We start from the raw sequence: 15538 nt of genomic DNA, 5'->3' as shown, positions 1-15538 counted from the left end.
GAGAATCCACGTGATCCACGTCTTCACCGGGCCCACGCTGAGCCCGGACGATCCCGTCCTGCACCACGAGTCCGTGCGCGTGCTGCCGCCGATCCTGCACGGTGACCTGTTCGACCCGCAGATCACGCCCGGCGACACGGTCGTGATCCTCGACGGCGCGTACCACCACCGGCCGGCCCTCCGGCACAAGGAGATCATCTGGACGCTCGGGCGCGGCATCCGCGTCATCGGCGCGTCCAGCATCGGCGCACTACGGGCGGCCGAGCTGAGCGACTGCGGCATGCTCGGCATCGGCACCATCTGGTCCGCCTACCTGTCCGGCGTCCTCGACGGCGACGACGAAGTGGCTGTCGCCCAGTCCACCGAAGGTGACCTGGCGTCGTGCACATGGCCGTTGGTGCGTGTGCGCCGTACCGTCCGCGCTGCGGTCGTGACGGGGCTCCTCGACCGGTACCAGGCCGCCCGACTGATCCAGGCCCTCGCCGACGTGTACTACGCGCACCGGACACTGGACGCGGTCATGCACGTCGCCCGCCGGGAGGGCTTGGCCGTCTTCTCCGCGTGGCTCGTCACGATGCTGGACGGCGACCGGCACTTCGGCGACACCAAGCGCGAAGACGCCCTGGAGGCCCTCAAGTTGGCCCACGGCCTGGCGGACGCCCCGGTCGAGCCGGTCGACGACCTGCACTGGTCGACGCGCTGCTTCCGGCAGTGGGCCAACCGCTTCGCCGCGCAGGACACCGACCACGGCCGCCTCCCGACCCTGACCCGGGTCAGCTACCAGCAGGTTTTCGACCCGGACTTCAAGGACGTCTGGTGGGACTACCTGGCCGGCGTCGGCGCCGGCGACCTGCCCCGTCCGCTGGCCTGCAAGGTGATCAACCCGCGTACCGACCTGACCGACGAGAAGACCGCGGCCCGCCTCCTCGCGCACGAGACGGCGGAAGACCGGGCGAGCGTCGGCCAGTACGCGTGCGTCAACGACGAGGCCCGCCGGGCGAACGATCAGTTCTTCCCGGAGGCGATCAAGGAAGGCGTGGTGAGGGACATGCTGGCCGCCGTCTGGCGCACCGGACAGGTCGGGCTGGAGGAGGAGGCGTGGCTACGCGGACTGCACGGCGTACGCGAAGCCGTCGACGCCGCCCGTCCCTTCGTCCTCGGCTTCCTCCGAGACCAGGAGGCCGCGCGATGACGCCGATCGCCCTGACCGGGACCGTCCGGGCACGCACCGCCGAGGAGACGTGGAGCGCGCTCGGCCCCCAGCTCGGCCGCCTCGGCATCAGCCGCGTCGCCCGCCTCACCGGCCTGGACCACCTGGGCATCCCCGTGTGGACGGCAGTACGCCCGCACGCCCGGACACTGGTCACCTCGCAGGGCAAGGGCGCCAGCGACACCCTCGCGAAGATCTCGGCCGTCCTGGAGTCCGCCGAGCTGTGGCACGCCGAGCAGCCGCTGGAAGCGGATGTGAGCGGCGCTCACCGCGACCTCGACGTGCCGTATCCCTTGCGGGCCCTGCCGACGAAGGCCGACGACCCGGCGCTCACCGACCTGCCGATGGACTGGGTGACCGGCCGGGGCGTCATCAGCGGCGCGCCCACCCTGATCCCGGCCGACGTCGTACGGCGCCGGCAGCACCGCGGCGGACAGCCCGAGGCGTTCTACGTGACGTCCAACGGCTTGGCGTGCGGCAACACGCTGACGGAGGCCACGCTGCACGCGCTGCTGGAGGTCGTGGAGCGCGACGTCCTGCACCGCGACTACGTGGCCGACGGCAGGCACCGGATCCTCCTCGTCCCGGACACGGTGACCGACCCGTACTGCCGGGACCTGGTCGACCGCTTCCTCAAGGCCGGGATGTGGCTGGAGATGGCGTGGGTGGACAACGCCTACGGCGTGCCCGTGTGCGCCGCCTACATCTGGTCCGAGGACTACCCGATCGTCTTCGCCGGGTCCGGCTGCCACTTCGACCCGCGGATCGCGCTGTCGCGAGCGCTCACCGAGGCTGCGCAGTCCCGGTTGACGTGCATCTCCGGAACCCGCGACGATCTCGACTCGCACGAGGACGCCTTCGCGGCCGACCCGGCCCGGCCGGTCCCGGCCCACCTGCCGACCGGCGACTGGAACAATCTGACGCGCATCCGGTTTCCGCAGCGCGGCGACCTGGACGTGCACCTCGCCTCGGTGGCGGCCGGCATCGCCGAGACCACGGGCCACGAGCCGGTTGCCTTCACGCTGCACGACGCGCAGGCGTACGCGGCCGTGAAGGTCATCAGTCCCGGCCTGGAGATGCGCATCACCCGGTCCGTCCCCCGCCCGGGGGGCCGCCGTGCCTGACGTCGTCCTCGGCGAGACCGACGAGGCGTACGCCCGGGTCTTCGACGCCATGTACTCGGCCCGCGCGGCCAGTGGGATCGTCCGCAACCTGTACGCCCAAGCCATGGGGGACCTCTACCCGTGGGACGTCGACCCGGCCGGCTCGGCGGACTGGCCGCTGATGGGCTCGATGGTCGGCGCTCTGCGCATGCACCCGAACCAGCAGCTCGTCGACCTCGGGTGCGGCAGCGGCGGCGTGGGTCTGTGGCTTGCCCGAGCCCTCGGCGTCGCGATGACGGGCATCGACATCTCGGCGCTCGCACTGCGACTGGCCGCCGACCGCGCTCCGGCCTTCCAGATCCCCGACACCCGTGCCGAGTTCGCCGTCGGCTTGAGGACGGCCACCGGGCTGCCGGACCAGTACGCCCACGGCCTCGTGTGCGTCGACGCCCTCGGCAAGAGGGTGCAGAGACCCGCGGTGCTCGCGGAGATCCGGCGCGTCCTGAAGCCCGGGGGCCGCGCGGTCCTCACCTCCAGCCGCTCTCGGACGGTCCGGGCGCCGACGTGGCAGGAAGACGCCGCCCAGGCCGGGCTGGTCCTGGAGGCCGGCTACGAGCGCCCCCACGAGCCGCAGATGTGGAGCCGGCTCTACGGGCTGTGGATCCGGCACGAGGCCGAACTGCGCCGGGAACTGGGCGACGAGCAGACCGACAGCATGCTCCACGAGGCGCGCGCGCATGCGCCGATGCTCGGCAACCGGCAGGCGCTGGTCGTTACATTGAGGCGCCCGCTCAACGATGCATCCCCCGCTGCGAGGAGAGACCCCGCATGTCCAGTCGTGTTGCCGTCTACGGAGCCGGATCGTGGGGGACGGCGTTCTCCCTTGTTCTTGCCGATGCCGGACGTGAGGTGACGCTGTGGGGGCGCCGCCCCGAGCTGGTCGACGCGATCAACGCCACCGGCGTGAACGGCGACTACCTGCCGGGCGTGCAGCTCCCCGACAGCGTGCGGGCGACCGCCGACCCGGCCGTGGCCGCGCGCGAAGCGGACATCGCCGTCCTGGCGGTGTCCGCCCAGCACGCGCGCCCGCTGCTGGAGGAATGGCGGCCCCTGTGGTCGCCGAGCACGGTGTTCGTGTCACTGATGAAAGGCGTCGAGCTGGGCACCAACCGGCTGATGAGCCAGGTGATCGCCGAGACGACCGGCGCGGGCCCGGACCGGGTCACGGTCCTGTCCGGCCCGAACCTCGCCCGCGAGATCGTCCAGCGCAAGCCGGCCGCGAGCGTCGTCGCGTGCGCCGACCACAACACGGCCGAGCGAGTCCAGACGGCCTGCCACACGGCGTACTTCCGCCCGTACACGAACAGCGACATCGTCGGCTGCGAACTCGGCGGCGCCGTGAAGAACGTCATCGCCCTGGCGGTCGGCGTCACCGACGGCATGGGCCTCGGCGACAATGCGAAGGCCGCCCTGGTCACCCGCGGACTCGCCGAGGCGACGCGGCTCGGGGTCGCGATGGGCGCGGACCCGCTGACGTTCGCCGGCCTGGCCGGGATGGGCGACCTGGTGGCCACCTGTTCCTCGACCCTGTCGCGCAACCACTCCTTCGGATACCGGCTCGGCGAGGGCCTGACGGTCGAGGAGGCGAAGAAGGCGACCACGCAGACCGCCGAGGGCGTTGCCTCCAGCAAGGCGGTGAGCGCGCTCGGCGAGCGGTACGGAGTGGAGCTGCCGATCACCGCGGCGGTCGTCGACATCATCCACAACGGCCAGAATCCGACGGACGTCGTTGATGCGCTCATGTCCCGCACGCCGAAGCCCGAGAGGTTCGGCGACCGGGGGCGCGAAGCGGGCAACTGAGTGCAACGGCGCAGAGCGAGCAGGCGTCACCGGCGACGCGGGTACGGGCAGCCGCCAGCGAGGCAGACAATCCGGTCATGGGATGCGTGGCGATGCGGGAAAGTCCGGGAGAGCTTTCGAGGGTGCGGCTTTTCCGCAGGTCAGATGATGCTCCAGGGTCGAGCACGCTCCGGACGCGACCGACGGCACTGAACTCGCCAAGATCGCTTTCCATCTGTCCGAGGAGCGGGTGAGGGGCCTGGCGCGCGCATCCGGCAGGCTGTCAGAACGTGCTCCAGAGCGTGCGCCACTGGCGCATCTGATGGGGGGTGAGACGGAAGGGCGCGCGCGAGTGCGGAACGATCCGTAAGAGTTGACCGCTCTTCAGTGGTTCACCACGCCCCCATTGACAGCATCTGGTGGGTGGCCGAGACTCGCGGGCGTCGGGCGCAGGGGACTTCACTGGGCGAACGGCGGCTGAGCGGGCCCGGGGAAGGGGAGCGGCCGGTGCGTACCACCGTCGGCATCGTCGGAGCGGGCCCGGCCGGGCTGCTCCTCGCCCGGCTGCTGCACCACGCCGGCATCGACTCGGTCGTCCTGGAGAGCCGCGACCGCGCCTACGCCGAACAGCGCCAGCGGGCCGGAATCCTGGAGCAGGGCACGGTGGACGTGCTGCGCGCGGCCGGTGCCGGGGAGCGGATGGACCGCGAGGGCCTGCCGCACGACGGCATCGAACTGCGGTTCGCGCGGCGCCGGCACCGGGTCGACCTCGCCGCCCTGACCGGCGGCCGGTCGGTGATGGTCTACGCCCAGACCGAGGTCTGCAAGGACCTCATCGCCCTCCAGCTCCAGGACGGCGGGCCGCTGCTGTTCGGGGCGCGGGCCCTCGCGGTCGAGGGCGCCGGCACCGACAGCCCGAGCGTGCGCTTCCGCCAGGCGGGCCGCGAGGACGTGCTGCGGTGCGACTACGTCGTCGGGTGCGACGGCTTCCGGGGCGTCTCCCGCGAGGCGGTCCCCGCCGGACTGGGCCGCGTCTTCGAACGGACGTACCCCTTCAGCTGGCTCGGCGTCCTCGCCGACGTCGCCCCCTCCCACGACGAGCTGGTCTACGCCCGCCACGACCGGGGCTTCGCCCTGCTCTCCATGCGCTCCCTGGCCGTCTCCCGCCTCTACCTCCAGGTGCCGCCCGGCACCGACGCCGAGGCGTGGCCGGACGCGGAGATCTGGGCGGAACTGGAGCGCCGCTTCGAGACGGACGACGACTGGCGGCTGGAGCGCGGCCCCGTCACCCGGAAGTCGGTCACCCCCATGCGGTCCTACGTCCACGAGCCCATGCGCCACGGCCGGCTCTTCCTCGCCGGGGACGCGGCGCACATCGTGCCGCCGACGGGTGCGAAGGGGCTGAATCTGGCCGTCGGCGAGTCGTCACCTTCGCGCGGGCGCTGGCGCACCGGCGCCGTACGGGGTCCGCCCGGCTGCTCGACGCCTACTCCGACACCTGTCTGCGCCGGGTCTGGCAGGCCGAGCGGTTCTCGTACGACCTGACGACGCTGCTGCACCGCCCGTCCGGCGCAACCCCCTTCGAGGACCGGCTCCAGCTCGCGCGGCTGGAGCGGATCGCGGGTTCGCGGGCCGCGGAGACCGACCTCGCGGAGGCGTACACGGGGTTCGCCTTCGAGTGACGCAGATCACGTATGATCTCCGGCCGGTTCCGGGCAGGTCGCAGGTTGGTCATGAAAGGGGCCGGTCATGGCCGGGAATCACCCGGTCGCGTAGCGTGTTGGCGAGCACGAAGAGGGAAAGATCCTCCCCAAGTACGAGGGTCAATCCTTTGCCAACCTATTACTCTTGAGCCAAGGCCGCGCACGGTGGCCATGGAGGAGTGCAATGAGGAGCAGCAACCCGGTCTTCTCGCGACGGGGGTTCAGCCGCGACAACGGCTACGCGGGCTTCAACGCCGCGCCGCAGGCCGGGGGCGCCGCTGTCGGCACGCAGGGCAATCCGTACGCCCAGCCGCAGGCCGGCAACCCTTACGCGCAGAACCCCTACGCACAGCAGGACCTGCAGCACGGCGCACCGCCGCAGGCCCCGCCCGCCGCCGGCCGCATGACGTTGGACGACGTCCTCCTGCGCACCGGCACCACGCTCGGTGTCCTGATCGTCACGGCCGCGCTCGCCTGGGCGACGCTGCCCGTGGACGACGCGAACATCGGCCGGTCCTACGGCATCGCGATCGGCGCCGGACTGATCGGCATGGTCCTGGCGCTGGTGCAGTCCTTCAAGCGCAAGGCGGCGCCCGCGCTGATCCTGGCGTACGCCGCGTTCGAGGGCGTGTTCCTCGGCGTGGTCTCCAGCGTCGTCGACAACCGCATCGCCAGCGGTGCCGCCATGCAGGCGGTGCTCGGCACCATCGCGGTCTTCCTCGCGGTACTGGTCTCCTACAAGGCCGGCTGGATCCGCGTGAACCGCCGCTTCGTCGGCTTCGTGATGGCGGCCGCGCTCGGCTTCATCGCGCTGATGGCGATCAACCTGCTGTTCGCGGTCTTCGGCGGCGGTGACGGCCTCGGCTTCCGCAGCGGCCCGCTCGGCATCCTGTTCGGCGTCATCGGCATCCTGCTCGGCGCCTGCTTCCTCGCCCTGGACTTCAAGCAGGTCGAGGACGGCATCGCCTACGGCGCCCCGCGCGAGGAGGCATGGCTCGCCGCCTTCGGTCTCACGCTGACGCTGGTCTGGATCTACATGGAGTTCCTGCGGATCATCGCGATCCTCAACAGCAGCGACTGATCACCGCGCAGCTGAGCGACCCGCCCCGGCGGGCGGGTCGCGGCGAAGGGCCCCGGACTTCTCGGTCCGGGGCCCTTCGCCATGTCCGGTGCGCGCCTAGAGCAGTTTGCGCGCGGCCCTCCTCAAGTCGTACTCATGGATGATCGCCTTCGCGTGGCCGTACGCCAGGTTGTGCTCGTGGCGGAGCCAGCTGACCTTCTCCTCGAAGTTGAAGAGAGCGGGGCCGTCGTCGACGGCGCGCAGCCAGTCGGAGATCTCACGACCGGTGCAGTGAGGGATGCGGGCGAGCAGATTGCGATGGGTCTCCTCGGAGAAGACTTGGGACATCGGCGCCTCCGGACGCAGGGGATGTAGGCCGGTCCTTCAGGTCACCGTGCCTGAGCGTTCGCCCGTTGGCAACAGTCGCGGTGCGACGCGTAGGTTGGGGGCGTGGTTGATACGACGCCCCTGACCCGTGCCGTTGATCACTTCGCCGACCGGCTGCGGGCCGCGCCCCAGAGCCGCCTCCAGCGGGGAGGTGCCCCCGAAGCGCTCGCCCTGGCGCGGGAGTTGACCCGGTGGGCGCAGCGGCTGGAGGCCCCGGACGCGGAGCCCCGCGAGATGCCCGACGCCGGGATGTTCGCCGCGGCCGACCAGATCACCGTCGCCGTGCACGACTTGGCGCTCGTGCTGACCGAGGACGGTGAGGTCGAGGACGCGGTCCGGCTGGTGCGGGAGGCGCAGAAGCGCGCGGGTGTCTGACCCGGGTGCCCCGGGACCGGGGACGCCTCCCGGGGCACCCGGGCCCGTCAGAGGGACGCGATGACCCGGTCGGCCAGGATGTAGACGTTCTCCCCGCCGCAGGCGAAGGTCAGCGTGTACGCGCCCGACACTCCCGAACCGCCCAGCAGCACCGGCGTCTCGCCCGCGCGCAGGGCCGCCGCCAGCCGCTCCGCCGTCTCGCGGTGGCCGGGGGTCATGCACAGCGTGGTGCCGTCGGCGAAGACGTAGACGTCCAGGGTGCCCAGCGGGCCGGGGCGCACGTCGGTGAGCGCGACGGCCGAGGCCGCCAGGTCCTCCAGGGTGGCCACGGTGCGCTCGTGGTCGTTGACGACCGGTGAGGACACCGGCACGAAGTCCGGGTGGGAGGGGTGCCTGCGGCGGGCCGCCGCCAGCTCGGGCGACTCGCTCGGGGTGCCGCCCTGGACGAAGTCCTTCGAGGAGAACTCGTCGGCCTCGGCGGGCTCGGCCACCGGCTCCAGATGCTCCATCCCCGCGAAGTCGGCCTGCCGGGGCAGGAAGAGCTCGCTGTCGGACAGGCCGAGCAGCGTCGGCGCGTCGGAGGCGTCACGCGCCTCCTGGGCGGCCCAGAAGGCGCGCGCCTCGGCCAGCTCGCGCTCGCGCTCCTCGGCGAGCGCCTCGGCCACGGCGGCGCGTATCTCGTCCGCGTCGGCGGAGGCGCGGGCCTGCGGAACGAGGCCGCGGGCCGCGTCGGCATTGCTCTGCGCCAGCTCGGTGTGCAGGGCCGCGACCTGTCGGCGCAGCACCATGAGGGTGCGCAGGACGGCGACGCCCACGGCGGCGGTGGCGGCCGTGGTGAGCAGCAGGGCGATCGGCATGGCGCTCACTGACGTACTCCCGGTTCAAAGTCGACCCCCGACTTCCTACATCAGCTTGAAGGGCGGACTATCGAGCTGTCAGTGCGTAACGTCACGAAACGGACAGGGTTTTGGGTCCGGGGTTTGCCGGTGAAGCCGCGCTGACCTGCGTGGATCCCTCAACGGAGGGAGATAGGTCACATCCTGGGGGAGATTGGATCACAAAACGGCCCAGAACCTTGGGGGTTCCCAGGTTCTGGGCCGTTGCCTCACACAGGGTCGTGGGGCGACTACGGAATGGCTTGATCCTTGCGGTCAGCTGAGGCGCTCGACGACCATCGCCATGCCCTGGCCGCCGCCGACGCACATCGTCTCCAGACCGAACTGCTTGTCGTGCCACTGGAGGGAGTTGATCAGCGTGCCGGTGATGCGGGCGCCCGTCATGCCGAAGGGGTGGCCGACGGCGATGGCGCCGCCGTTGACGTTCACCTTGTCGAGGTCGATGCCGAGTTCGCGGTAGGAGGGGATCACCTGGGCGGCGAACGCCTCGTTGATCTCGACCAGGTCGATGTCGCCGACGGTCAGACCGGCGCGGCGCAGGGCCTGCCGCGACGCCTCGACCGGGCCGAGGCCCATGATCTCGGGGGACAGGCCCGAGACGCCGGTGGAGACGATGCGGGCGAGCGGGGTGAGGCCGAGCTCGCGGGCCTTGGTGTCGGACATGATCACGACCGCGGCGGCGCCGTCGTTCAGCGGGCAGCAGTTGCCGGCGGTCACGAGGCCGTCGGGGCGGAAGACGGGCTTCAGGCCCTGGACGCCCTCCAGGGTGACACCGGCACGGGGGCCGTCGTCCTTCGCTACGACCGTGCCGTCCGGGAGCGTCACGGGGGTGATCTCCCGCTCCCAGAAGCCGTTCTTGATGGCCTCCTCGGCGAGGTTCTGGGAGCGCACGCCGAACTCGTCCATCTCCTGGCGGGTGACGCCCTTGGAGCGGGCCAGGTTCTCGGCGGTCTGGCCCATGGCGATGTAGGCGTCCGGTACGAGGCCGTCCTCGCGCGGGTCGTGCCAGGTCGTGCCCTCCTGCTGGGCGACCTCGGCGGTGCGGGCCTCGGCCTCGGCGAAGAGCGGGTTGTGCGTGTCCGGGAGGCTGTCGGAGTTGCCCTTGGTGAAGCGGGAGACCATCTCCACGCCCGCCGAGACGAAGACGTCGCCCTCGCCGGCCCTGATGGCGTGCAGGGCCATGCGGGAGGTCTGGAGCGAGGAGGAGCAGTAGCGGGTGACGGTGCAGCCCGGGAGGTGGTCCATGCCCATCTGCACGGCCACGATCCGGCCGAGGTTGTTGCCCTGCTCGCCGCCGGGCAGGCCGCAGCCGAGCATCAGGTCGTCGATGTCGCGCGGGTCCAGCTCGGGGACCTTGGCGAGGGCGGCCTGGATGATCGTGGCGGTGATGTCGTCGGGGCGCAGGGCGGTCAGGGAGCCCTTGAAGGCGCGGCCGATGGGGGAGCGGGCGGTCGAGACGATCACGGCTTCGGGCATCACGGCTCCAGTGGCGTACGGGGAGGGCAGGGCTGTGGGGGAAGTTACCCGGCCGTAAGGGCGAGGTCACGGGGAGGGCGGTGTGACACTGGCCGCAATTTTCTAAGCGCTTGCTTTGCGCCTCCGGCGGTTGGCGTTCTGTGCCGGGGCCGGGGCCGGGGCCGGGGCCGGGGCCGGGGGCGGGGACTGGGGGCCGGGGGCCGGGGCGGGGGCGGCGCCGGGGCTGGGGGCAGGGGGTTCGGCGCCGTGGGCCGTGGGCCGTGGGTGGTGGGTGGTGGGTGGTGGGTGGTGTGGCGGGGCTGGCGCCCCCGGCCCCCGCTTCGGCCCTGAAGGGGCCCTGTCCTCAGGCGCCGGACGGGCTGGATGGCGTCCGGCGCCCGGGAGGTGCCCGGGGGAGGGCGGGCGGGTCGGCCCCGCCGGGTCACGGGGTGACCGGGGCGTGGGTGGGTTCGGGGACCCGGCGCCTGCGGCGCCGCTTGAGGAGGGCCCAGGGGCCCTTGGGGCCGGTCGGCATGGCCGCGGTGACCTCGGTGCCCGCCTCCGAGGCGGCCTCGGCCGCCGCACGGGCCACCGGGAGGAAGCCCTCGCGCCGGGAGGCGTCGGGACGCTCCTCCTCCGCCGGCCACAGGCCGAGCGCGGCGCAGACCGTCGGCAGGACCGCCATCGCCGCCGTGGCGTACCCCTCCGCCGAGGGGTGGTAGTTGTCGGGGCCGAACAGCTCCCGCGGGTTCGCCTCGAACTCCGGGCCCAGCAGGTCGCCCAGCGACACCGTGCGGCCGCCCTGCTCCACCGCCCCGATCGTCTGCGCGGCCGCCAGCTGGCGCGAGGTCCGCCGGGCCAGCCAGCGCAGCGGCTGCTGCACCGGTTCGATCGTCCCCAGGTCGGGACAGGTGCCGACCACCACCTCCGCGCCGGCCGTGCGCAGCCGCCGTACCGCCGAGGAGAGATGGCGCACCGAGCGGGTCGGGGGCATCCGGTGGGTGACGTCGTTGGCGCCGACCATGATCACACAGATGTCCGGTGCCAGCGACTGGTCCGCCAGCACCAGGGCCACCTGGCGGTCCAGGTCGTCGGAGCGGGCCCCCGGCAGTGCCACGTTGCGCAGCATCACCGGGCGCTCCGCCACCGCCGCCAGCCCCGAGGCCAGCAGCGCGCCCGGTGTCTGCCCGGCCCGGTGCACGCCCTGGCCCGCCGCCGTGGAGTCACCCAGCAGTGTGAGCCGCAGCGGTGGCTCGCCCGGGGTGTCGTACAGATGTCCGTACCGGCCGTCGGCGTTCGGGACGTGCGGATCGCTGCCGCCGCCCACGGCGCGCCTGGCGAGCCGCACCTCGGCCAGGAACACGCCCACCGCCGCCGCGCCGGCCAGTCCGATGCCGCCTCCGCCGTACGCGGCGCCCGCCGCGATCCGCCGGGCCACTCTCGCCCTCGACATGCTCGTCATGCGTAGCCGCCACCTCCTCGTAGCCGTCCATCAACTGCTTGCCCCGCACGGACCGTGGCCCAATCCCAACGAGGAGTGAACGACCGTCACGGACTCGTGCCCGGCACAGGCTCTAGGCTGGCGTCACCACCACGACCAGACCTTTTGCGGCATCCGGAGACAACGGTGCAATTCCACGACTCGATGATCGACCTCGTCGGCAACACCCCGCTGGTGAGGCTCAACAACGTGACCAAGGGCATCCGGGCGACCGTCCTGGCCAAGGTCGAGTACTTCAACCCGGGCGGTTCCGTGAAGGACCGCATCGCGCTGCGCATGATCGAGGCGGCCGAGCAGAGCGGAGCGCTGCTGCCCGGGGGCACCATCGTCGAGCCCACCAGCGGCAACACCGGTGTCGGGCTCGCCATCGTGGCGCAGCAGAAGGGGTACAGGTGCATCTTCGTGTGCCCCGACAAGGTCTCCACGGACAAGATCAACGTGCTGCGCGCGTACGGGGCCGAGGTGGTCGTCTGCCCCACCGCCGTGGACCCCGGGCACCCGGACTCCTACTACAACGTCTCCGACCGGCTGGTGCGCGAGACGCCGGGCGCGTGGAAGCCCGACCAGTACTCCAACCCGAACAACCCCCTGTCGCACTACCACTCCACGGGCCCCGAGCTGTGGGAGCAGACCGAGGGCAGGATCACGCACTTCGTGGCGGGCGTGGGCACGGGCGGCACCATCTCCGGCACCGGCCGCTATCTGAAGGACGTCAGCGACGGCCGGGTGAAGGTGGTCGGCGCCGACCCGGAGGGCTCGGTGTACTCGGGCGGCTCCGGGCGGCCGTACCTCGTCGAGGGCGTCGGTGAGGACTTCTGGCCGACCGCCTACGACCGGACCGTCGCCGACGAGATCGTCGCGGTCTCCGACAAGGACTCCTTCCAGATGACCCGCCGCCTCGCCCGCGAGGAGGGCCTGCTCGTCGGCGGCTCCTGCGGCATGGCGGTCGTGGCGGCGCTGGAGGTCGCCGGACGGCTCGGTGAGGACGACGTCGTGGTGGTCCTGCTGCCGGACAGCGGACGCGGCTACCTCAGCAAGATCTTCAACGACGAGTGGATGGCCGATTACGGCTTTCTGGAGGACGAGGGCCCCAGCGCGCGGGTCGGTGACGTGCTGAGCGACAAGGAACACGGCGCCATCCCCTCGCTCGTCCACATGCACCCGGACGAGACGGTCGGCGAGGCCATCGAGGTGCTGCGCGAGTACGGCGTCTCGCAGATGCCGATCGTCAAGCCGGGCGCCGGCCACCCCGACGTCATGGCGGCGGAGGTCGTCGGCTCGGTCGTCGAACGGGAGCTGCTGGACGCCCTGTTCACCAAGCGGGCCTCGCTCGACGACCCGCTGGAGACGCACATGTCGGCTCCGCTGCCGCAGGTCGGCTCCGGTGAGCCGGTCGCGGACCTGATGACGGTGCTGGGCGCGGCGGACGCGGCGATCGTGCTCGTCGAGGGCAAGCCCACCGGGGTGATCAGCCGTCAGGATCTGCTGGCTTTCCTGGCCAAGGGCGGGAAGTAGCGGCGAACCCGCGGTGAACGGGCGGTGCCGCGGGAAAAGCGGTGGCCAGAGGTCTTTGCGGAAGTGGAACGCACGTGTCACGTCCGCGCAGCACCCGCTTAACACGAGTCCGGCACATTGGAGGTGTCGGCAAGGGGCGGGAGCGGCTCCCCGCCCCAGCCGGCGCCGAACGGCGTCACGGACCTCCGGAGCGGCTCCCGGACCTCCACAGACGCCATGGACGCGCAAGCCCGGCCCTGACCCGGCCCGCGTCCCTCGCGGGGACCGCCGTCGTCCCGCCCCCCGGCAACGGGGGTGCGGCGGTCCCCGCGCACGACTTTTCCGGGCGCCCCGCCGGGGTCACGGCCCCGGGCCTCAGTCCCGCCATGTGTCGTCGTCGCGGGCGCGTCCCCGGCGCGGTCCGCGGAACAGGCCGGGGTTGGTGCGGGCGGCCTGTACGACGTTGACCCCGACGATGCCGAACCAGCTGACGATCAGGCCGGGCAGATGCGCCGCGCCGACGCCTATCGCGGACAGCGGGACCGCCAGCACCAGCGAGACGATGCCGAAGCCGAAGCGCTCCCCGAAGGAGTCCGTCGGCTTCGGCGAGCGCGCGCCGCGGGCCGCCGTCATCTCCTGCTCGGCGAACTGCCGCCGCAGCCGGCGCTCGACGGCGCCGTCGATCCGCTGGTCGACCTTCTCCAGGAACGAGTCGACCAGCGCGCTCTCGTACTCCTCGCCGAGCTCCCTGCGGGCCTGCAGGGAAGCGGCGAGTTCCTTCTTGAGCTCGGTGTCCCGCGCGTCCGTTGCCGTCATACGCCCACGGTAGGCAGGGCCGTGTCCGGCCGCACTGGGGCTAACCCCCGTGTCCGCCCGGGGGGACACGGCAGGGGCGGGTCACTTCAGCAGGCCCCTGCGCTCGGCGTAGGCGTTCGCCACGTCCTCGGGGTCCTTCTTGTCCTTGTCCACCTGCCGGTTCAGCTCGGTGAGCTGGGCCGTGGTCAGGGCGTTGCCGAGCCGGGCGAGGGCCTTGCGCACGGTCGAGTCGGCCTTGCGGTCGGCGATCAGCGGGACGACGTGCTGGCCGGGGATGAGGTTCTTCGGATCGGTCAGCACCACCCAGTCGTTGGCCTGGATGTCGGTGTCCGTGGTGAAGAGGTTCGCCACGTCCACGTCGCCCTTCTTCAGGGCGCCCTTGACCAGCGGACCGGAGGAGTCCAGGGACTTGAACTCCTTGAACTCCACGCCGTAGACGCTCTTCAGGCCCACGGCCCCGACCTCGCGCTTCTTCACCTCGGGGGCCGCGCCGATGACCAGTCGGCCGTTCTGCCTGCGCAGGTCCGCGAGGGAGACGAGACCGTACTTGCGGGCCGTCTCGCGGGTGACGACGAAGGCGTCGGAGTCCTCGGCCTTGCCGTACGGCAGCACCTGGAGGCCGGCGGGCAGGGCCATGGCGAGGGCGTTCTGCATCTCGCCCTCCTCGGTGGCCTTCGCCTTGGGCGCGACGTAGTGCAGCAGGGCGCCCTGGTACTCCGGGAGCAGGTCGATGTCGCCGCCCTTGAGGGCCGGGATCAGGATCTCGCGGGTGCCGAGGTTGGGGCGGACGGTGACCTCGACGCCTGCCGCCTTCAGCACGGCGGCGTACAGGTAGCCGAGCACCTGGTTCTCGGTGAAGTTGGCGGTGCCGATGGTCAGGCCGCCCTCGCTGGAGCCGCCTCCGCCGGAGGCCGTGCCCTGGCCCTCCAGGGAGGTGATGCCGCCGGAGCAGGCGGCGAGGGCGGGGACGGAGGCGGCCGCGAGGAGGCCGCCGAGGAGCGCGCGTCGGTTCGTCGGGAGGTTCATCGCAGGGTCCCTAGGCGGTGCGGTGGCGGAAGAGGAGGCGCTGGAGGCCGGAGAGGACGAGGTCCAGGGCCACGGCGACGACGGCGACCAGCACCGCGCCGCCGAGGACCTGCACGAGGTCGCGCTGGGCGAGGCCGTCGAAGACGTAGCGGCCGAGGCCCCCGAAGGAGACGTAGGCGGCGATGGTGGCCGTGGCCACCACCTGGATCAGCGCCAGGCGCAGGCCCGTCATGATCAGCGGGAGGGCGAGGGGCAGTTCCACCTGGCGGAGGACCTGGTGACCGCGCATCCCCTGGCCGCGCGCCGCGTCCTTCACGTCCGGGTCGACGGCCGTCATCCCGGCGTAGGTGTTGGTGACGATCGCCGGGACGGCGAGGGCGACCAGGGCGACGTAGACCGGCAGCATCGACAGCCCGCCTGCCAGGAAGACCAGCACGACCAGGCCGACGGTCGGCAGGGCGCGCCCGAAGGAGGCGAGGTTGATCGCGACGAAGGCGCCCTTGCCGGTGTGGCCGATCAGCAGGCCGAGGGGGAGGCCGATGGCGGCCGCGATGAGCGTGGCGAGCAGGGAGTACTGGAGGTGCTCGGCGAGGCGGGTGGCGATGCCGTCGGAGCCGGACCACTGCTCGCCGCCGGCCAGCCACGCGCCGAGGTTCTCGAGGAGTTCGTACAT

14 protein-coding genes and 1 pseudogene are annotated in these 15538 nt (G+C 72.0%); 8 read left to right on the top strand and 7 right to left on the bottom strand.

The window, feature by feature from the left end; all coding sequences use genetic code 11:
• Positions 1–10: 10 nt before the first annotated feature.
• From SZN_RS13065 to SZN_RS13040, 6 genes and pseudogenes are all read left to right on the top strand, one after another.
• On the top strand, positions 11–1192 hold the full coding sequence (locus SZN_RS13065) for a TfuA domain-containing protein (RefSeq protein ID WP_007495063.1): 1182 nt from the start codon (positions 11–13) through the stop codon (positions 1190–1192).
• Positions 1189–2334, top strand: coding sequence for a YcaO-like family protein (locus SZN_RS13060; RefSeq protein WP_007495061.1), 1146 nt, complete (start codon positions 1189–1191; stop codon positions 2332–2334). Before SZN_RS13065 ends, SZN_RS13060 begins: the two co-directional genes overlap by 4 nt.
• Entirely contained in the window at positions 2327–3226 is a 900-nt protein-coding gene (locus SZN_RS13055; protein WP_007495059.1) for a class I SAM-dependent methyltransferase, read from the top strand. The genes SZN_RS13060 and SZN_RS13055 overlap by 8 nt, the downstream gene beginning before the upstream one ends.
• Positions 3142–4173: an NAD(P)H-dependent glycerol-3-phosphate dehydrogenase gene (locus SZN_RS13050; RefSeq protein WP_043730351.1), complete on the top strand. Its 1032-nt coding sequence runs from the start codon at positions 3142–3144 to the stop codon at positions 4171–4173. Before SZN_RS13055 ends, SZN_RS13050 begins: the two co-directional genes overlap by 85 nt.
• A 486-nt stretch (positions 4174–4659) precedes the next feature.
• Positions 4660–5834 (top strand): annotated as a pseudogene (locus tag SZN_RS13045) (4-hydroxybenzoate 3-monooxygenase).
• A gap of 205 nt (positions 5835–6039) precedes the next feature.
• Complete coding sequence (locus SZN_RS13040; protein WP_007495053.1) at positions 6040–6936, top strand: Bax inhibitor-1/YccA family protein; 897 nt, start codon at positions 6040–6042, stop codon at positions 6934–6936.
• A 96-nt stretch (positions 6937–7032) separates the two neighbouring features.
• On the opposite strand, the gene SZN_RS13035 is transcribed toward SZN_RS13040, so the two are convergent.
• The gene (locus SZN_RS13035) at positions 7033–7263 is read right to left on the bottom strand and encodes a DUF4287 domain-containing protein (protein WP_007495052.1); all 231 of its coding nucleotides are present in this window, start codon (positions 7261–7263) and stop codon (positions 7033–7035) included.
• A gap of 102 nt (positions 7264–7365) precedes the next feature.
• Between SZN_RS13035 and SZN_RS13030 the strand changes: the two genes are divergently transcribed.
• Positions 7366–7677, top strand: coding sequence for a hypothetical protein (locus tag SZN_RS13030; protein ID WP_007495051.1), 312 nt, complete (start codon positions 7366–7368; stop codon positions 7675–7677).
• A 47-nt stretch (positions 7678–7724) separates the two neighbouring features.
• On the opposite strand, the gene SZN_RS13025 is transcribed toward SZN_RS13030, so the two are convergent.
• The 3 genes from SZN_RS13025 to SZN_RS13010 form a co-directional block, all read right to left on the bottom strand.
• The gene (locus SZN_RS13025) at positions 7725–8543 is read right to left on the bottom strand and encodes a hypothetical protein (protein ID WP_043730349.1); all 819 of its coding nucleotides are present in this window, start codon (positions 8541–8543) and stop codon (positions 7725–7727) included.
• 285 nt (positions 8544–8828) lie between these two features.
• Positions 8829–10049: an acetyl-CoA C-acetyltransferase gene (locus SZN_RS13020; protein WP_007495049.1), complete on the bottom strand. Its 1221-nt coding sequence runs from the start codon at positions 10047–10049 to the stop codon at positions 8829–8831.
• Between the two features lie 421 nt (positions 10050–10470).
• Entirely contained in the window at positions 10471–11490 is a 1020-nt protein-coding gene (locus SZN_RS13010; protein ID WP_078508557.1) for an SGNH/GDSL hydrolase family protein, read from the bottom strand.
• Positions 11491–11655: 165 nt separating this feature from the next.
• On the opposite strand from SZN_RS13010, the gene SZN_RS13005 reads away from it, so the two are divergent.
• Positions 11656–13044 carry a cystathionine beta-synthase gene (locus SZN_RS13005; protein WP_007495047.1) on the top strand — a complete coding sequence of 463 codons (1389 nt, stop codon included), beginning with the start codon at positions 11656–11658 and terminating at the stop codon, positions 13042–13044.
• A 354-nt stretch (positions 13045–13398) separates the two neighbouring features.
• Here the strand turns inward: SZN_RS13005 and SZN_RS13000 are convergent, their stop codons facing one another.
• The 3 genes from SZN_RS13000 to SZN_RS12990 form a co-directional block, all read right to left on the bottom strand.
• Entirely contained in the window at positions 13399–13839 is a 441-nt protein-coding gene (locus tag SZN_RS13000; RefSeq protein ID WP_007495046.1) for a hypothetical protein, read from the bottom strand.
• 81 nt (positions 13840–13920) lie between these two features.
• Positions 13921–14865: an ABC transporter substrate-binding protein gene (locus SZN_RS12995; protein ID WP_007495045.1), complete on the bottom strand. Its 945-nt coding sequence runs from the start codon at positions 14863–14865 to the stop codon at positions 13921–13923.
• Between the two features lie 10 nt (positions 14866–14875).
• Positions 14876–15538, bottom strand: a complete 663-nt coding sequence (locus SZN_RS12990) for an ABC transporter permease (protein WP_007495044.1) — start codon at positions 15536–15538, stop codon at positions 14876–14878.

Origin of the sequence: Streptomyces zinciresistens K42 (genome assembly GCF_000225525.1) — a bacterium.
Taxonomy (GTDB): Bacteria; Actinomycetota; Actinomycetes; order Streptomycetales; family Streptomycetaceae; genus Streptomyces; species Streptomyces zinciresistens.
This window is presented reverse-complemented; position numbering and strand designations above follow the sequence as displayed.